The following is a 17,785-nucleotide window of genomic DNA, read 5'->3' as shown; positions in this document are numbered from 1 at the left end:
CCCCCATCCCCCGCCATCCCCGTCATCCGGCGGCTGCCCGCCGGATGACCCGGCACGCCTCAGTTGGGCTTGGACATGCCGTCGTCATGCGGCGGCGCCATCATGCCGCCATGCCCCATCGTGCCCTTGGACATCGTATCCTTGGACATCGCATTCTTCTCCATGCCGTGGCGGGCGGCCTCCGCATGTTTCCCCATATTGCCGCCGGACATGGCGTTCGGCGCCATCTTGTCGTGCGCCATGGCACTCTTGGACATGCCGTCATGCGCCATGGCGCCGTGCGACATGCCATCCTGCGCGACCGCCGCGCCGGCGATGGCGACATTGGACACCAGCGCGGCCGCGAACATGAAATGACGAATGGACATAGCGATTCTCCCTGATTGAAAAAAGTCCGTGCGGAGACGGACCTTTCCGCCTCACTGTCCTGTTCTTCGCCCGCGCGGGGCCGAAGGTTACAGGGCGCGCGTTATTTTACGATCCGCCGAACCAGTCATATCCCTGGTCCTCCCAATAGCCGCCGGGAAAGCGGTTCGTGACGCTGATCGCCGCCAGGTATTTCGGATTCTTGTAGCCCAGCTTGGTCGGAATCCGGACCTTCATCGGCGCGCCATAGGCCGCGGGCAACCCGCGATCGTCGAAATCCAGCACCATGACGGTCTGCGGATGCAGGGCCGTCGCCATGTCGATGCTGGTCGAATAATCGTCGAAACAGTGAAAATCGACGTATTTCGCCCGCAGGTCGGCCCCGACCCGGTTCAGGAACACCGACAGCGGCACGCCGGACCAGCAGCCGATCGCGCTCCAGCCCTCCACGCAGATATGGCGCGTGATCTGCCGCTTCTGCGGCAGGGCGCGAAACTGCGCGAGCGACCAGGGGCGCCGGTCCGCGACCAGGCCCGATACCTCAAGCCGCCATTGCGCCGGATCGACCGTCCGCACGTCATCCTGCCCGTAATAGGCATTGAACGGGAATGGACGCGTGATCCGCGAGGCATCGAATTCGCGCGCCAGGCGATGGCGGCTGAACAGCAGCGCCTGCGCGCGGTCGGTCAGGCTCATCACCCGCGCGAGCGCGCGTTCGACCGCGGGTTCGTCATCCAGCGCGCAGCCCGACAGCAGGGACAGCCCGCCGAGCGAGACCATGCCCCTCAGCATCAGGCGGCGTTCCAGGCGGCGCAATTCCGGCGCGATGGCCGTTCGATCCAGTTGCGGCCGCTTCATCGCACCGTCTCCGGATCCTGCGGGGCCGGTCTGCGGCCGAACACCATGCCGAACAGCGTCGACGGTACCAGCAGGGCCAGCACCACATGAACGATCAGGAACCCCACGATCAGCGCCATCATCGTGAAGTGGATCCGGCGCGCGATGTCATAGCCGCCGAACAGCCAGGTCAGCCAGCCAAGCTGCACGGGTTTCCAGATCGAAAGGCCCGAGGCCACCGTCAGGGCGGCCACGATCAGCACGCCCGTATAGAGCAGGCGCTGCACCGCATTGTACCGACCCGGCGCGTGAGAAAGCCGAAAGCGCAGCGCAAGGCCCATGTCCCGCCCGATGGCGCGCGCGCCCTGCGGGCGCAGGTCGCGCCGGAAATGGCCCGAGACGACGCCATGCGCCAGATAGACGCATCCGGCGCCCATCAGCGTCCACATCGCCGCGAAATGCCAGGCGATCCCGCCGGCAAGCCATCCGCCCAGCGTCATCCAGGAGGGAAAGGAGAACGGCAGGATGGGCGAGGCATTGTAGATCTGCCACCCGCTGCCGATCATGGCGAGCATCGACAGCGCGCCGATCCAGTGGGTGATCCTGATGACAGGCGTGGGCGTGCGGCGTGGTCGGGGCATCTGCGGGCCTCCAGGCAATGATGTCGGTGCCTTCGTCCGGCGCCCGCGAATGGTTACAGGCTCCCGCAAAAAGATTGTCGGCCGCCGCCCGTAACCGATGGCCCCGGCGCGCCGAAGAACCGGACGATGCTGTTATCGTGAAGGAGCGGTTTCATGACCTCCCGCCGCCAGTTCTGCCTTGCCTCGGCCACGTTCCTGCTGGCCGCGCGCGCCGGCCGCGCCGCGCCGTCCTATGCCGTCGTGCATTCCGACGCCGAATGGCGCCGCCTGCTGACGCCCGCGCAATATGACGTCCTGCGCCGCGCCGGCACCGAAATGCCGTGGTCGAGCCCCCTGCTGGGCGAGCATCGGCCCGGGCGCTTCGCCTGCGCCGGCTGCGACACCGCCGCGTTCGACGCCGGCACCAAGTTCGAAAGCGGCACCGGCTGGCCCAGCTTCTACCGCGCCCTGCCGCGCGCGGTGCAGGAGCGCGCGGACAGGTCGCTCGGCATGGACCGGACCGAGGTGCTGTGCGCCACCTGCGGCGGCCATCTCGGCCATGTCTTCGACGACGGGCCGGCGCCTACGGGCCTGCGCTACTGCATGAACGGCGTCGCCCTCTCGTTCCACCCGGCCTGAAAGGACCCGAACCATGACACGCACCGGAATACTCGGCGTCTCGCTCATTGCCATGGGGACACTCGGCATGGCGTGCCACGCCGCGGAAACGCCGCTGGCCGCGCATCTGCCGCCGCCCGTGGTCGCGGACGCCCCCGCGACGACCCATCATGCGACCGCCATTTTCGCCGGCGGATGCTTCTGGGGCGTCCAGAGCGTCTTCCAGCACATTCGCGGCGTGACCGCGACGCGCGCGGGATATGACGGCGGCGCGAGGGACACCGCCGAATACGAGACCGTCGGCGAAGGCGATACGGGCCACGCGGAATCGGTCGCGGTCGAATATGACCCGACGCAGGTCAGCTACGCCGCGCTGATGCGCATCTTCTTTTCCGTCGCGCTGGATCCGACACAGGTGAATGCGCAGTTTCCCGATACCGGCAGCCAGTATCGCTCGGTCCTGTTCACGCGCACGCCGGAACAGGCGGCGGAGGCGCGCGCCTATATCCGGCAACTGGACGGCGCGCATGTCTTCGCCCGTCCGGTCGCAACGCAGGTCGTCCCGGACCGTGGCTTTTATCCGGCCGAGGACTATCACCAGAATTTCGCGGCCCGCCACCCGGACAATCCCTATATCGCAACCTATGATACCCCTCGGATCGACACGCTGAAGATGCTATATGGCGGACAGTATCGCGATCACCCGATCCTGGCGCTCGCCACGCCTGGCGAACCGTAGGGGCGGGGGCGGCAGCAACAGGAGCGAGAGTGACGGAAGCCGAATGGAGTCACTGGATGGCGGCCGCCCAGCGGGGCGACGCCAACGCCTATCGCTTTGTCCTGGCCGAGGCCGCCGTGTGGTTGAAGCGTTTCTTCCAACGGCGGCTGCCGCCTTCCATGATCGACGACGCCGTGCAGGACACGTTGCTCGCGGTGCATGAGAAACGCCACACATTCGATCCGGCGCAGGGGTTCGGGCCATGGCTGGCCGCGATCGCGCGCCATAAATGGATCGACCGGCTGCGGGCCGAAAACCGGGTGGACATGGTGCCGATCGAGGACGATCTGGCCATTCCCGATCATGAGGAGCAGATCACGACGGCCCATGCGCTGGAGCGGCTGCTTGGCATGCTGAAACCGGCGCAGGCCGAGGTCATCCGGCTGGTGAAGCTGCACGGCCTCAGCATCGAGGAAGCGGCCCGGCGCACCGGACAATCCGCTGCCCTGGTCAAGGTCAATATTCACCGTGGGCTGGGACGGATGAACGACATGGTATTGCGAGGTAGTGATGTCGACTGATCCCCTGATCGACCGGCTCGCGACCGACCTGCGTCCGGTCAGGCGGCGGACGCCCTGGCGTGACGCGACCATTCTGCTGGTCCTCGGCATCATCGAGATCGCCTGGGTGGTATCGGCGGGCCTGATGCGCCCGGACATGCCGCATGCGATGCACATGCCCAGCTTCTGGTGGAAAACCGCGGGCCTGGCGGCGGTCGCGGTCATCAGCGGCGTCACCGCGCTGCTCTCGCTCAGCCCGACGCGCTCGCCGCGGCGCGGCCTGCGCATCGTCGGCGGCGTGGCGTTCCTCATGCTGGGCGCGGGATGGCTGGTCGATGCCCTGCAAGCCGGCGGGCCGGCCGTTCTGTGGCACCGGCTGGACCCGGCGCACGGCCTGGTCTGCGCGCGCAAGATCGTGGAACTGTCCCTGCCCCTCGCCCTGGCGCTGGGCCTGCTGGCAAGGCGGGGCGCGCCGGTCGATTCCCACGGCACGGCCTGGGCCGCGGGCATTGCCGCATCCGCCTTCGGCGCGCTGACCTTCGCGCTGGCCTGTCCGTTCGACGATCCGCTGTATCTGGCGGTATGGTATCTGTCGGCCGGTGGCGTCGTCACCCTTGCGACGCGCCTGGTCCTGCCGTGGCTCACGCGGTGGTAGACGGCAGGCCGTCACGGATGCGCCGCATGGCGCATCCGTGATCCTGCCCCGGGTTTTCGTATCGCCGGCGCCGGTATCGGGCGCGGCGGTCGCGCAAGTCAGATCGCGGCAGCCCCGCCATCGACGATCAGGTCGATCCCCGCGACATAGCTGCTCTCGTCCGAGGCCAGGAACAGCGCGGCGGCGGCGAGTTCTTCCGGCCGGCCCAGCCGCTTCATCGGCACGGCGGCGGCCCATTTGGCACGCACCGCGTCCCGGCCCTCCGGCGTGTCGGCCTGCCCGTCCATGATCGGGGTATCGAACGGGCCGGGGCTCAGCGTATTCACGCGGATGCCGCGCTCCAGCAATTCGGCCGTCCAGGTTCTGGAGAAACTGCGGACCGCCGCCTTGCTCGCGCTGTAGGTCCCATAGCCGGGAACCCCCTTGTTCGCGGCGATCGAGGAGACGAGAATCACCGAGCTGCCGCGCGCCAGCAGCGACAATGCCCGATCGACCGTGAAATACACGCCCCGGACATTGACGCCGAACGTCGTGTCGAAATTCCCGTCCGTCGCATCCGCCAGAAGCTGCGGCGCGACCATGCCGGAATTTGCGACCAGGATGTCGATCCGCCCTTTCTCCGTCCGGATCCGCTCGACCAGACGGTCGATATCCTCGCTCCGCTGAACGTCGCCCTGCACGCCCGCGACCGTGCCGCCGATCGACGCCGCCGCCTTGTCGAGTTCGCCCTGCCGCCGACCCGTGATGTAGACGAACGCGCCTTCCTCGGCGAACCGCCTGGCCATCGCCAGGCCGAGTCCGCTGCTGCCGCCGGTGACGACGGCGACCTTTCCTTCAAGCTTCGTCATGTTTCGCTCCTTCGAACGATACGCTCACAGCAGGCCGCGATGGCCCGCGTAATCGGCCTTCTTGTCCAGGCCGCGCTCGGCCACGATTTTCGTGGCCACCGGCATGACGCCCGAAATGGCGGGAAAGCCGACATAAGGCAGCATCTGGATCAGCGCCTCTTCGATTTCCCGGAGCGGCATGCCGTGATCGAGCGCGAAATTCATGTGAAGGCCGAATTCGTGCGGCTGCCGCAGCGCCACCATGACCGTCATGGTAATCAGGCTCCGGCGCGCCTGGTCGAGCCCATCGCGCGTCCAGATATCGCCGAAGACATGATCGACCGCGTATCCCGCGATATCGGCGCCGAACGTATCGGATTCCGCCGCGGCGGCCAGGCGCGCGGACTGTTCGGAGCCCATCAGCGCCCGGGTGGCCGCATTTCCTTTTTCTCTCGGTGTCATCTGAAGTCCTTGCTGTTCGACGTTTCGATTCGGCTCAGGCGGTAACGGTCGAGGCCTTGCGCAGGGCCGGGAGCATGTCTTCCGGCTCCGGCCGGCGCGTGTAATCCGGGTTCACCTCGGCATAGAGGATCACGCCGTCCCGGCCGATGACGAAGCGGCCCGGCATCGGCAGCGTCCAGCTCTCGTCGCCATTGAATCCCGGCAGGTCGTTTTTCAGGTTCTTGTAGAGTTCGACCAGATAGTCGGGCAGCGCGAAACGCAGGCCGAAGCGCGCCGCGACATCGTTGTGCGTATCCGACAGGATCGGGAAATCCAGGTCGTTCTGGCGCACGGACTTGCGGCTGTTCACCGCCGTCTGCGGCGAGATGGCGATCAGGCTCGCGCCGAGTGCGCGGAACGACGGTAGCGCCGCTTCAAGCGCCTGGAGTTCCATGTTGCAATAGGGGCACCAGACGCCGCGATAGAAGCTGACGACCAGCGGGCCCTTCGCCAGCAGCTCGGCGGACGAGACAGGGTTGCCGTCCGGATCGTTCAGCGTGAAGGACGGGGCCTTGTCGCCCGCCTTCAGCGCCTTTTCGGCGGCTCCGGACGCGACCAGTTCGGCGGTGGCACGATGCATGACCTCGATCACCGCGTGCGGCACGCTGTAAGGCGGCCTGCCGGCTTCGAAATCAGCCTTGAATGCATCAAGATTTTCTTGCAGAGACATCGTCGTTTCCTTCATTGATCGTGGTAGCGGGACGAAGAGTAGGTCGCTCCGTCGTCCCGGGGATGCCGGCGCGGACGACTATCCGCCATTCCGCGCCGGAATGGCGTTTCAGGCGACGGTTTCGTCGTGCGGATAGTCGACATAGCCATGCGCCCCGCCGCCATAGAAGGTCGAGCGGTCGTAAGGGGCGAGCGGCAGGTTGCGTCGCAGGCGCTCCGGCAGGTCGGGATTGCTGATGAAATACCGCCCGAACGCGACCGCATCGGCGTCGCCCGCCCGGACGATCGCCTCCGCGCTCGCGCCGTCGAAGCCGCCGGCGGCGATGAGCGTGCCGCTGAAGACGCCGCGCAGGGTCCTGGCCGCGACCGCGTCGCTCTCGGCGACCAATTCCGTGCCCTTGATGCGCGGCTCGACGACATGCAGGTAGGCGATGCCCATCCCGTCCAGTTTCTCCGCGACATAGCCGAAGGTTTTCTGCGGATCGCTGTCGGACATCTCGCCATAGGTGCCGCTCGGGCTCAGCCGCACGCCCACGCGGTCCGCCCCCCAGACATCGATCGCCGCCTGCGTGATGTCGAGCAGGAAACGGGCGCGGTTCTCGATCGGGCCGCCATATTCGTCGGTGCGATGATTGGTGCCATCCTGCAGGAACTGGTCCGGCAGGTAGCCATTGGCGCCATGGATCTCGACACCGTCGAAACCGGCCGCCTTCGCGCGCGCGGCCCCGTCGCGAAACTGCGCGACGATCGCCGGAATTTCGTCGCGTTCCAGGGCGCGCGGCATGGAAAACGGCACCGGGCCGTTCGCGGTATAGGCATAGCCTTCCGCCTGGATCGCGGAGGGCGCGACGGGCGCCGCGCCGCCCGGCTGAAGATCGTGGTGGGACTGGCGGCCGACATGCCAGAGCTGCAGGACGATCCTGCCGCCATGGGCATGCACCGCGTCGGTGACGGTGCGCCAGCCCGCGATCTGGGCGTCATCGTAGATTCCGGGCGCGCCGGCATAGCCATACCCTTCGGGCGCGACGGGGGTCGCTTCCGAGACGATAAGCCCGCCGCGGGACGTGCGCTGCGTATAATATTCGCGCATCAATTCCCCCGGCATGTCGCCGGGTTCCGAACGCAGGCGGGTCAGCGGCGCCATGACGACCCGATGGCCGAGCGACAGCGCGCCCGCCCGGAACGGCGTGAAAAGCATGGACATAAGGGGCTCCTTGTCTGGAATGGATATCAGCCTTGCGGGACGAGAGCCTCGACGCGGGCAATGCCGCGCCGCACGGCGGGACGCGCCGCGATCGCTTCGTACCAGCGCGCGACATTGGGCGTGTCGTCGAACGACACCCCCGCGAAGGCGCGCCGCCACAGCCAGCCGAAATGGGCGATATCGGCGATGGTGAACGCCTCGCCGGCGACGAATGGCCGGTTCGCCAGCACGCCGTCGAGCACGCCCAGGGTGCGTTTCGCCTCGCCGGAGAATCGCTCTATCGCGATCGGCTGCGGCTCGGCGGCGAAACGCTGGAAGAAGCCTGATTGCCCGAAAGCCGGGCTCAGGCCGGAGGCGTGAAAGAAAAGCTGCTCGAATACCCGGGCACGGGCCACGCCGCCACCCGGCAGCAGCCGCCCGGTCTTCTCGGCGAGATAGACGAGGATCGCGGCGGATTCCGTCAGGACGAAGGGGCCGTCCTCCACGGTCCGATCCACCAGGACGGGCACCTTGCCGTTGGGATTGAGCGCCAGGAACTCCGGCGTCTTCTGCGCGCCCTGGCGGACATTGACGCCATGCAGCGTATAGGGAAGACCAAGCTCCTCAAGCGCGATCGGCACCTTGACGCTGTTCGGCGTCGCAAACGCATGGACATCGAGCAGCGGCCGTTCTTCTCCGGCGGCCGCGGGTATGGATGAACCGGACATCGAGACGTCTTCCTTCCGGCCCGGCCTATCCGGGCATGGGAAAGACATGTCGCCATACCGCTCGACATGGCAGGTGCGTCGAGGCGATAAACGCCATTCCCGGGAGGAATGACATGGATCGATACCAGGCGATGGCGACGTTCGTGCGGGTGGTGGAGACCGGCTCGTTCTCGGCGGCGGCGCGCCACCTCAATGTCGGACAACCGGCGGTGTCCAAGACCGTCGCGCAGCTCGAATCCCGGCTACAGGTCAGCCTGCTCATCCGCTCCACGCATCAACTGACGCCGACCGAGGCAGGACAAAGCTTCTATGAGCGGGCGCGAATCGCCATCCAGGCGGCAGACGAGGCGGAACTCGCCGCGAAGGGCGCGGGGGCGGGCCTGTCCGGGCGGCTGCGCGTTTCCGCCGCGACGACCTTCGCGCGCCTGCATGTCATTCCCAGGCTGCCGCAATTCCTGGCGGCGCACCCGCATCTCGATGTCGATATCCTTCTCGACGACCGCCTGATCGACCTGGTGGCCGAGGGCGTGGATATCTCGCTGCGCCTGGGCGTGCTCTCGGACTCCGCGGCGGTTGCCCGCAAAATCGTCACCGGCGGCCGCTCGGTCCTGGCAACGCCGGCCTATCTCGCGCGGGCGGGGCTGCCGCAAAGCCCGGCGGACCTCGCGAATCACGAGGCGATCGTCTACAGCCAGTTGCCGAGTGCATGGTCGTTCACGCGCAACGGCGCGGCGGTGTCGGTTTCCGTCACCGGCCGCCTGCGCGTCAGCGCCGCCGAAGGCCTGCGCGCGGCGGTCCTGGCCGATATGGGGGTGACCATCGCCTCGGACTGGATGTTCGCCCCGGAACTGGCGAACGGCACCGTCGTCAGGGTGCTGAAGACCTGGTCGCTGCCCTCGATCGATCTCTGGGCGGTCTTTCCCGCCGGGCACATGATGACCACGAAGGCGCGTCAGTTCGCGACCTTCGTCGAAGGGATCATGCGATCGGCCGATTGAACCGCTTCCACGGCATTACGCCGCGTGTCGCGCCACATAGGCAAGCGCCATGTCGACGGCGCATTCCAGCGACCGGGCGTCACGGGCCGTCTTGGCCAGAAGTATGCCCCCCTGAACCGCCGCCACCATGGCGACGGCCACCCCGCCGACGTCGGTATCGGGGCGCAGCCGGCCATCCTGCCGCATGCGGCGCAGACCGTTTTCGATCACCGTGGCCCAGGTCGAAAAGCTCTGCTTCAACTGGAGCCTCGCGTCCTCGGACCGGCTCGACAGTTCGTTGGCGAGCGAGCCGAGCGGGCAACCGCCCACGCCGCCGCCGGCCCGGTAGGCCGCGACGACCATGTCTCCCCACGCACGGAGCGCGGTGAAGGAATCGAGCGCGCCGAGATAGGCCGCATTGGCCGCCACGATGCGGCCGGTCTGTAGGTCGATCACGTCGCGAACCAGGGCCTCCTTGTTCGCGAAATAATGGTAGAGCTGGGATTTGCTGGTGTTCGTGATCTCCATCAAATCGTCCAGACTCACATGCTCCGCGCCGCGCGCATGGATCAGTTCGGCGGCGGCCTCGACGATACGCCGTTTCGTCGCCGCTCCGCGCGGGGTCAGGGGGCGGTTCATGATCGTGGTCTCGCGGTCCATGGCTTCATGCTTCCACATAATGGACTGGACAGTCCACTACGAAAATCGCATGGCTGGACGCCTTGTTCCATATTGCCGAGGACCACATGACCAACCAGCTCAAGAACGGCGACAGGTTTCCGACTCTCGCGATTCCGCAAGTCGACGGCGGCACGCTTGACCCCGCGCGCGATTTCGCCGGAGAGTACGGGGTCGTCCTGATGTACCGTGGCCATTGGTGCCCGTTCTGCAACGAGCAGATCGCGGCGTTCGCCCATGCAGCGGAGGCGCTGTCGCAGGCGGCGATCAAGGTCATGGCCTTTTCAGTCGACGACGAGGCCGCGTCCGCCGCATTCGCCGCCCGGCACAACTGGCCGTTCCCGCTCGGCCATTCAGCCGATGTCGAGACGATTGTCGCGCGTACCGGCGCATACGACATGCGCCACCCGGGTCGCGGACATTTTCTGGAAACGACCGGCTTCATCCTCGCGCCGGACGGCACGATCGTGAACGCGGTCTATTCGACCCGCGCCATAGGCCGCCTCGTCCCCGGCGACGTGATCCGGCTGGTGGCATTCATGCGATCCCTGCCGGGCTGAACGCCCGAATATCAGAACTGGGCCGAAACCGTCCCGAAATACTGTCTCGGCGCCCCGATGAACAGCGTAGGATAATCGCCCGAAACAGGGAAACCGGAAATGCCAAGTCCTCCGATATAGGCGGAATTGAACAGGTTGGTGACGCCGAAACTGACCTGAACATGCCGGGCGAAGCCGACACGCCCGAACGTATAGGTGCTGGAAAGACCCGCTACCCAGTAAGACGGCACATACACGTCGTTGACATAGGAAAGCGGGCGTCTGCCGGTATACGTCGCATTGAAATTGACCTGAAACTTCCTGTAGGTATAGGACGCGTTGGTCTTGTAAATAAAACGAGGATACGCGACCTGGTTCTTTCCCTTCAAACTGACATTTGCGCCTTCATAATTGATATCGCCCCGATACTCGGCGTCCGCATAGCTGGCGGTATTGAGAATTTCCAGTCCCGAGACGGGGCGGATTGTAACCGACGCGTCTCCGCCATTGACCTCCTCACGTCCCGCATTGACGAATGTGCTGATCGGCTGAAGGGGTGATCCCGCTTCCGTAGCGGTAGCCGATGACATAGTTCCAGGTCCTTTCCGGTTTGATATTATCCTTGTTTTCCAGAAATTGCTGTTGGTTTCCCACGGACCACGCGCCGCATTGCCAAGAAACCACGGGTTGTACGTATACGCACGCATGTTTTCGGCAATGTCCAGATAGAGTTCGTTATGTTGATTGATCCGGTAGTTGATGGAAAAATGCGGAAGAAACGCGTTAGACGCCGTGAGCGAACCATCGGGTAGCGCGTCCTGCCCGGTCAGGTCGGGGTCGTTCTGCTTGGCGCCGCCATGTGTCGTCTGGATGGCGGAACGAAACCCGGAGGCAATATGCAGGTTCTTAAGTATCTCGTAGGTATCCTGCAAATAGAACTGAAACGTGTTGGCATTGAACTGGTCATCCAGTTCCTCGGCGAACGGGTTGTGGAACGGACCAAGCGGATTGCGCGGCGGCCCCTCTCCCAGCAGCGGCTGCTGATTCTTTCATCTTGGGCGCTTTGCAGCCTATTACGCCGAAACATTCGGCAAACCGCCAGCCAGGACGATCCGGCGCGTCCTGGAGGGGCGCGCGGCATGAGCGATGATGCATGCCGTGGCATGACAGCGTCGCGTCGGGCCATGCCGGCCCTCCATGAGAGGGCCGGATAGCGCGGGTCAGAAAGCCGTCGAAACGGTGCCGGTCATGCTGAAGCGCGGTTCGACCATGAAGGAATTGCCGTAGCCCAGCGCGGGGGCGTTGCTGCCGCTATAGACATAGTGGCTGTTCAGGTCGCTGCCGCGATACACCACGCCCATCGGCCCGGTGCGGACGATCGATCCGGTCAGGTTGGTGAAGTTCAGGCGGAAGGTCGGCGATTTCGCGAACAGGAAGGCCGGGAAGTGATAGCCCAGCGACAGCGTGTTGGTCACAAAGCCGGGCATGCGCTGGTCGCCGGCGATGCTGACCGATTGCGGCCCGGTATAGTGCAGGCTGCCGTTGGCGAAGAATCCCTTATAGGTATAGGTCAGGCCGAAATTCGCCATGACGCGCGGCGCCATCACCGCCTGCGTGCCCTTGGAATGGATCAGCGTGCCGTCCGGGTCCATCACGTTGCTGTCCTGCGTGGCGTGCAGATACTCGAACGACGCATAGGGGCTGAAGCCATGGATCGACCGGCCCGAAATCATGGCGTCGAAGCCGCGCATCGTCTGGTTGCCGATCGACATGGGCAGGAAGCTGTTCATGCCGATATACTGGTTCACGATGCGGTTCGTGACGTTGTAGTTGAACAGCGACAGGTCGGCGATAATGTATTTGTCGTGATAGCGATATCCCAGCTCTTCCTTGATGGAATACTGGTTTTTCAGAAAGTTCGGTCCAGACGGCAGCCAGCCCATATCCACCGCGCTGGGCTGGCGGTAATCGCCCTCGGCGTTGATATAGATCTGGTGATGCTCGTTGAAGGTGTAGCCGATCGACAGTTGCGGCAGCGGCTCGGTGCGGTTGTTGCTGCAATGCTGGAAATTGTCGCTGTTGTCGCAGACCGATCCCTTGACCTTGGTGCCGTCGATGTTGGCGAAGCTGGCGGTCCAGCTATTGATCATCGCGAACTTGAAGCCCGCATGGATCACCAGCCGGTCTTGCAGATATTTCGCGGTATCCTGGACGAACAGCGAATGGATCTCGTAGCCCGCATTCTGGCCGAAGGTGAAGTCGCCGGTCTTGTACAGATACCACGGGCTGGGCGGGTTGCCGTTGGCCCTGGTGTTGCCGGACGGGTAGGACTGGTTGGTATAGGTATTTTCATACCAGTACCCGACCGAGAACACGTTATGCGGGTCTATCTGGTAGTTCAGCTTCGTGACCACGCCCACGCCGCGCGTGTCGTTTTGCAGGAAGAAGCTGGTCTGGTTCGGGCCGCTATAGGGCGTGCCGTCGGCGTTGCTGATCGGATTGGCGGGCGCGGCATCCCAGCCCTGGCCGAAGGTATAATAGGGTTGCAGGTCCAGGCTCAGGCGCGCGGGCAGCACGATATGCACCGGCGCGGTCAGGAAGACCTGGTTCCAGTGATCCTTGCTGTTCTCCCAGTAATTGTCGTTCCTGGGGTCGGCCGAGCGGCCCCAGCCCTGGCCGGTATGCTTGTACTGGTAGAATTCCTGCGCGGTCGGGTAATTGTCGATGGTGAAGTTCTCGTTGTTCCACGACAGGAACAGCCTGGCGGTCGATCCGTTCTGCCAGTCCTTCTGGAGGCCGAAATCCAGATGGCGGCGCTCGTTGATGCCGGCACCCATCCACGACCGGTTGTGGGTATTGGAGAACGAGATATAGCTGCGCACGCCGCTATGGCCGATCTCGCCCGATTCCAGGCGCAGGAATTCGCGCGACAGGTTGTTGGTGCCGTACGAGAAATCCATCAACCCGCCGAATTTCTGCGCCGCCGTGTGGCTGCGCTCGTCCATCACGCCGCCGGCGGCGGACATGACGGGCAGGTCGGTTGCCGAACTGCCGGGCGCGACGTTGACCTCTTCCAGGTTTTCCGAATCGATGTCCTCGGCCATGTATTTGGCCGCCGCCGCCGGCGCGCCGTCGACCATCAGCCCCATATCCAGGTCGGTCAGGCCGCGCACCTGGATCATGCCGCCCTGCATGCCGGCGGTGTCGGGCGTCGAGACGCTGACGCTGGGCAGGTTCTTGATCAGGTCCAGCGCCGTGCTGGTCGGCGCGCGCATGTCGATATATTCCTTGGCGACGGTCTGCACGGCATGCGGCGCCGTTTCCAGCCGCATCATGCCGCCGCCGCCGTTCAGCGCCTGGCGGGACGAGGTGACCGAAATGTCTTCCGCCGTCGCGGCGCGGGCGACGACGACCGGGCGCGGAACGATGGGGGCCCGCGTGGTCGGCGCGGCGGCCCTGGGGGTGGTGGCGGCCGGCCGCCCGGCGGGGTTCGAGGCATGACGGTACTGGTGGGGCGTCGCCGCGCGGGCGCCCTGGCCCGGTGCCGTGACGATACAGAACACGCCTGCCAGGCAGGTCATGGCCTGCAACCGGCCCCGCAATCCGGGCGTGCGGCAGAAATGCGTCATTCCTCGATCCTTTTCATTTCGTCCGTCCCGCCCCCGCTCTGTGCCGGTCTTGCTGCAAAAGACGAAAGATCGCCTTCCGGATCGGTGCGAAATCGAAATTACGAAGGCGGGGCAATCACCTCAAGGATAAAAGAGACATCACTCTGTTGCCGTTTTGAGCACGCCTGCCGGTCGCGGATTCGCGCGGGCGGCCGGGTCAGGCCTCGGGCGTGACCAGCCAGCTCGCATGCGCCACCCTGTGCATGGTGGCCAGATGAGTGACGACGCGTTGCAACTCGGCCTTGTCGACCGTGGTGCTGGTCAGGGTCGCGACGATTTCCACCTGGTCGGCGCCCCGGTCGACCAGTTCGATATCGGCGACGGGAAAGCGGGCCTGCTCCAGATGCGCCACCAGCAGGTCGCGCAGCGTGTCGACATGCGCGCGGTCCGTCAGCAGGCTGACGGTATAGCTCGCCTCCACCCCGCGTCCTTGCAGTGGAATGCGGTCGATGGCATTGACCAGCGGTCGCAGCAGCGTGTTGCCGGCAATGACGAACACCGTCAGCAACCCGCCCTCGGCCACCATGTCGCATCCGGTGCAGGCACCCACGGCGGCCGAGCACCACAGCGTGGCGGCGGTGTTCAGCCCCTGCACGTTGGTGCCGTCCTTCATGATCACGCCGGCCCCCAGAAAGCCGATGCCCGAGACCACGTAGGAAATCACGCGCACGGCCTCGGCATCGCCCGCGATCCGCTGGGCCAGGTCGACGAAGGCGGCGGCCCCCACCGCCACCAGCACGTTGGTCCGCAGCCCCGCCGTGCGCTGCCGGTACTGACGCTCGGCCCCGATCAGCGTGCCGAACAGAAAGGCCGACAGATAGCTGACGATCGTATCGAGAAAAGCCGGCCCGTTGAATGTCTGGATGAAATGCATCGCATCGGTCCTTGTCGTTAGTCCTGCGGTGGGGCCGGGCCGTAGACGAAGGTCGACAGCCCCGGCGGGTGAACGATCCTGGCGAACAGGTCGCGTATCCGTTCCGGGGTCGCGGCGTTCGCGGTGGCGATGTCACGGTCGGGCTGGTCCAGCGGCAGATCGTGGGTCGCCAGCCCGATATCGCGCAGTGCGATCGCGTCGAGCGAGGCCCCGGCGAACGGCAGGGTGCGCAGATACCCGGATCGCACCCGTTCCAGTTCCTCCGCGCCGACCGGATGGGCGCGCATGTCGTCGAGAATCGACAGGATCTCGGCCTCCACGCGGGGCACCTTGGCCGGGTCGGCGCCGAGCGCGATCAGAAACGTGCCGCGTGTCTCGCTGGTCGAAGCCATGCTGCTCACGCCATAGACATAGCCGGTGCGTACCCGCAGCGCCTGGTACAGCCGCGACGAAAAGCCCCGGCTGAGCACCCCGTTGCCCAGTTCGAACAGCGCGGTCTCCGCCGTGCCCCGGCGCAGGGGTACGGCCTGTGCCAGGATGATGCGGTCCTGGGTCCGGCCCTCCCCATCCATCTGGACGCGCGCCACCGGCGGGTCGGCGATCGGCGGCTCGATCACCTCGGGTTTCGGCTCCTTGGCCGTCCAGCCGCCGAAGGCCGACAGGATGGCCGTCCGCGCCGCCTGCGGTTCGATATCGCCGATGAGTTCGATCACCGTCATGTCCGGCCGATAGGCCCGCCGGAAATAGGCCAGGACGTCATCGCGCGTCAGGCGGCCGATCGTCTCCGGCGTGTCCTCGCGCAGGCTCGGGTCGCCGGCCGGCACCATGGCCGCCCGCACCGCACGGCCGAACGCATGGGCCGGGGTTTGCAGGAATCCCTTCTGCGCCTGGGACAACTTGTCGCGCATGATCGCCAGATCGGCCTCGCGAAAGGCCGGATGCAGTTCGGTATCGGCCAGCAGCGCCAGCGTCGGGCCGAAATCCGCCGTCTGCGCCGCCAGCCCGAATGTGGGGCCGACATCGATGCTGCTGCCCAGCGCATCGGCGGCGGCCTCGGTCGCGACCCGGTCCCGGGCCGCGGTGCCGAACGGCATCAGGCTGGCCGTCAGGCGGGCCACGCCATCCTGCCCCGCGGGTTCCTCCATATTGGCATTCTCATGAATCCGCGCACGGAGCAGGATCGTGTGCGTCCGGTGATTGGGGCGGACGATCAGGCGCAGCCCGTTGGGCAATCTCCAATCGGCGGCGGGCGGCGCGAAATGCGGCGTCGGCGGCGGTGCCAGCACCGATTGTGCCCATTGCGGCAGCGGGGCATCGGGCACAGGCCTGTCGCCGAAGCTCTCGGCCCCGCCGAACCCGCTATCGTGCGGCGGCGCGATATGCTCGGCCGGCAGATCGACCTGGATCAGGGCATGATCCGGCGCCAGTTCGCGCGCCATCAGCGCATTGACGGCGGCGGGCGTCACGGTGGCACACTGGCGCACCAGTTCATCCGGGTCCGACACATCGCGTTCGACCAGCGCACTCAGCCAGGTCTGGGTCAGGCCGAGGATGCTGTTGCGGTCGAACGCCGCATGTTTCACGCGGGCGCGTTTCGCCGCCTCGACCAGTTCGGGCGGCACGCCATGCGCGCGAAAATCGGCCAGCACGGCTTGCAGATCGGCCAGATAGCGCGCCGGATCGGCGCCGCGCGGAAAGCGGATGGTGGCGATGGCCTGCCCCCAGTCACGCCGCCCACTATAGGAGAAATAGGCCCCCAGACCCCGTCCCTCGACCGACAGCCGGCCCAGTCCGCCGCGCCGGTTGTTGATGGCATCGGCCAGGATCAGGCGGGTTGCCATGTCCGGATCGCGCAGGCCGGGCGTCCGCCAGCCGATCGTCACCGTGCCGACGCCGGCATCGGTCGGCGCGCTCAACGTGCGCGGCGCAAGCGGCGGCGGCACTTTCGGCGCCCCCGGCCGGGGCAGCGCACGGCGCGGAATATCGGCGAAATCGGCGCGCACCATTGCCAGCGTCGCCCGCGGCGCCACGTCGCCGACGATCAGCAGCACGGCATTGTTCGGCGCATACCACGAATCGTGAAATTGCCTCAGCCGCTCGATATCGGTGGCATCGAACGATTCCCGCGTTCCCACTCCGCGCCACGCATAGGGCGTGCCGGCGAACAGCGCCGCATTGAACTGCTCCGCCGCCCGATAGCCGGTATTGGACCGGTCGGCGGAGACTTCCTGCTCGATCGCGCCGCGTTCCCGCGCCCACTGGTTGGGGTCGAGCGCGATGCCGCGCATCCGGTCGGCCTCGACATGCAGGATCACCCCCAGGTCGGCCGGCGCGATATTGAACAGATATTGCGTGTAATCGGTGCCCGTCATGGCATTGGCCACGCCGCCGGTCGCCTGAATGATGCGATAGAGCTGGTTCGCGTCCAGGTCTCGCGTGCCCCGGAACATCATATGTTCCACCGCATGCGCCGTGCCGGGAAAATCGGCCGAAGACTGGGCCGATCCGGCAAGATAGACCAGCCGGGTCGCGACCATCGGCGCCAGCGCGTCGCGCACGATCACCACCCGCAGCCCGTTGGCCAGCGTGTCGCGCAGCACCGCCGGTTCGTCGGCCCGGGCCGCCCCCGATAGGGCGCAGGCCAGCAGCCCCATGCCTATCCGCATGATCCATCGCATCCGACCTGCCCGCGCTCCGTATGTTCCCGCTGATGCATCGTACGTCAGATCGCTCAGGGCGGGGAGGGGGGAAGGTCTGCGTGGCGAGG

Annotated in this window: 19 protein-coding genes; 6 read left to right on the top strand and 13 right to left on the bottom strand. The window is 66.0% G+C overall.

What is annotated here, in order from left to right:
- Window positions 1-59 precede the first annotated feature (59 nt).
- From HLH48_RS01630 to HLH48_RS01620, 3 genes are all read right to left on the bottom strand, one after another.
- Entirely contained in the window at window positions 60-368 is a 309-nt protein-coding gene (locus tag HLH48_RS01630) for a pentapeptide MXKDX repeat protein (RefSeq protein ID WP_182995740.1), read from the bottom strand.
- A gap of 106 nt (window positions 369-474) precedes the next feature.
- Window positions 475-1,224, bottom strand: a complete 750-nt coding sequence (locus HLH48_RS01625; protein ID WP_182995739.1) for a molybdopterin-dependent oxidoreductase — start codon at window positions 1,222-1,224, stop codon at window positions 475-477.
- The gene (locus HLH48_RS01620) at window positions 1,221-1,844 is read right to left on the bottom strand and encodes a cytochrome b/b6 domain-containing protein (protein ID WP_182995738.1); all 624 of its coding nucleotides are present in this window, start codon (window positions 1,842-1,844) and stop codon (window positions 1,221-1,223) included. Before HLH48_RS01620 ends, HLH48_RS01625 begins: the two co-directional genes overlap by 4 nt.
- A gap of 153 nt (window positions 1,845-1,997) precedes the next feature.
- Between HLH48_RS01620 and msrB the strand changes: the two genes are divergently transcribed.
- Genes msrB through HLH48_RS01600 form a run of 4 tightly spaced genes read left to right on the top strand, consistent with a single transcriptional unit; the run spans window position 1,998 to window position 4,374 of the window.
- Window positions 1,998-2,462 carry a peptide-methionine (R)-S-oxide reductase MsrB gene (msrB, locus tag HLH48_RS01615; protein WP_182995737.1) on the top strand — a complete coding sequence of 155 codons (465 nt, stop codon included), beginning with the start codon at window positions 1,998-2,000 and terminating at the stop codon, window positions 2,460-2,462.
- Between the two features lie 13 nt (window positions 2,463-2,475).
- Entirely contained in the window at window positions 2,476-3,180 is a 705-nt protein-coding gene (gene msrA, locus HLH48_RS01610; RefSeq protein WP_182995736.1) for a peptide-methionine (S)-S-oxide reductase MsrA, read from the top strand.
- 29 nt (window positions 3,181-3,209) lie between these two features.
- Entirely contained in the window at window positions 3,210-3,740 is a 531-nt protein-coding gene (locus HLH48_RS01605; protein ID WP_264812315.1) for a sigma-70 family RNA polymerase sigma factor, read from the top strand.
- Entirely contained in the window at window positions 3,730-4,374 is a 645-nt protein-coding gene (locus HLH48_RS01600; protein WP_182995735.1) for an NrsF family protein, read from the top strand. The genes HLH48_RS01605 and HLH48_RS01600 overlap by 11 nt, the downstream gene beginning before the upstream one ends.
- Window positions 4,375-4,472: 98 nt before the next feature.
- Here the strand turns inward: HLH48_RS01600 and HLH48_RS01595 are convergent, their stop codons facing one another.
- The 5 genes from HLH48_RS01595 to HLH48_RS01575 all read right to left on the bottom strand — a co-directional run bounded on the left by HLH48_RS01595 (window position 4,473) and on the right by HLH48_RS01575 (window position 8,282).
- Window positions 4,473-5,222, bottom strand: a complete 750-nt coding sequence (locus tag HLH48_RS01595) for an SDR family NAD(P)-dependent oxidoreductase (protein ID WP_182995734.1) — start codon at window positions 5,220-5,222, stop codon at window positions 4,473-4,475.
- A gap of 24 nt (window positions 5,223-5,246) precedes the next feature.
- A complete protein-coding gene (locus tag HLH48_RS01590) occupies window positions 5,247-5,663 on the bottom strand; it encodes a carboxymuconolactone decarboxylase family protein (RefSeq protein ID WP_182995733.1) in 417 nt (138 codons plus the stop codon).
- Window positions 5,664-5,697: 34 nt separating this feature from the next.
- On the bottom strand, window positions 5,698-6,372 hold the full coding sequence (locus HLH48_RS01585) for a peroxiredoxin-like family protein (protein WP_182995732.1): 675 nt from the start codon (window positions 6,370-6,372) through the stop codon (window positions 5,698-5,700).
- A gap of 108 nt (window positions 6,373-6,480) precedes the next feature.
- The gene (locus HLH48_RS01580) at window positions 6,481-7,575 is read right to left on the bottom strand and encodes an alkene reductase (protein WP_182995731.1); all 1,095 of its coding nucleotides are present in this window, start codon (window positions 7,573-7,575) and stop codon (window positions 6,481-6,483) included.
- A gap of 26 nt (window positions 7,576-7,601) precedes the next feature.
- Window positions 7,602-8,282 carry a glutathione S-transferase family protein gene (locus tag HLH48_RS01575; RefSeq protein ID WP_246386651.1) on the bottom strand — a complete coding sequence of 227 codons (681 nt, stop codon included), beginning with the start codon at window positions 8,280-8,282 and terminating at the stop codon, window positions 7,602-7,604.
- 113 nt (window positions 8,283-8,395) lie between these two features.
- On the opposite strand from HLH48_RS01575, the gene HLH48_RS01570 reads away from it, so the two are divergent.
- The gene (locus tag HLH48_RS01570) at window positions 8,396-9,280 is read left to right on the top strand and encodes a LysR family transcriptional regulator (RefSeq protein ID WP_182995730.1); all 885 of its coding nucleotides are present in this window, start codon (window positions 8,396-8,398) and stop codon (window positions 9,278-9,280) included.
- Between the two features lie 15 nt (window positions 9,281-9,295).
- On the opposite strand, the gene HLH48_RS01565 is transcribed toward HLH48_RS01570, so the two are convergent.
- The gene (locus HLH48_RS01565) at window positions 9,296-9,919 is read right to left on the bottom strand and encodes a TetR/AcrR family transcriptional regulator (RefSeq protein WP_182995729.1); all 624 of its coding nucleotides are present in this window, start codon (window positions 9,917-9,919) and stop codon (window positions 9,296-9,298) included.
- 86 nt (window positions 9,920-10,005) lie between these two features.
- On the opposite strand from HLH48_RS01565, the gene HLH48_RS01560 reads away from it, so the two are divergent.
- Window positions 10,006-10,497 carry a redoxin domain-containing protein gene (locus HLH48_RS01560; RefSeq protein ID WP_182995728.1) on the top strand — a complete coding sequence of 164 codons (492 nt, stop codon included), beginning with the start codon at window positions 10,006-10,008 and terminating at the stop codon, window positions 10,495-10,497.
- A gap of 11 nt (window positions 10,498-10,508) precedes the next feature.
- Here HLH48_RS01560 and HLH48_RS01555 read toward each other — a convergent pair whose 3' ends face one another.
- The 4 genes from HLH48_RS01555 to HLH48_RS01540 form a co-directional block, all read right to left on the bottom strand.
- Window positions 10,509-11,507, bottom strand: a complete 999-nt coding sequence (locus tag HLH48_RS01555) for a TonB-dependent receptor domain-containing protein (protein ID WP_264812321.1) — start codon at window positions 11,505-11,507, stop codon at window positions 10,509-10,511.
- 189 nt (window positions 11,508-11,696) lie between these two features.
- Window positions 11,697-14,105 (bottom strand): TonB-dependent receptor, encoded by a 2,409-nt coding sequence (locus HLH48_RS01550; RefSeq protein WP_182995727.1) that lies wholly within the window; start codon window positions 14,103-14,105, stop codon window positions 11,697-11,699.
- A 196-nt stretch (window positions 14,106-14,301) separates the two neighbouring features.
- Window positions 14,302-15,018 carry an MgtC/SapB family protein gene (locus tag HLH48_RS01545; RefSeq protein ID WP_182995726.1) on the bottom strand — a complete coding sequence of 239 codons (717 nt, stop codon included), beginning with the start codon at window positions 15,016-15,018 and terminating at the stop codon, window positions 14,302-14,304.
- A 17-nt stretch (window positions 15,019-15,035) separates the two neighbouring features.
- Window positions 15,036-17,684: a M16 family metallopeptidase gene (locus HLH48_RS01540; RefSeq protein WP_182995725.1), complete on the bottom strand. Its 2,649-nt coding sequence runs from the start codon at window positions 17,682-17,684 to the stop codon at window positions 15,036-15,038.
- Window positions 17,685-17,785 lie beyond the last annotated feature (101 nt).

Origin of the sequence: Gluconacetobacter sacchari, from assembly GCF_014174255.1 — a bacterium.
Lineage (GTDB): Bacteria > Pseudomonadota > Alphaproteobacteria > Acetobacterales > Acetobacteraceae > Gluconacetobacter > Gluconacetobacter sacchari.
This window is presented reverse-complemented; position numbering and strand designations above follow the sequence as displayed.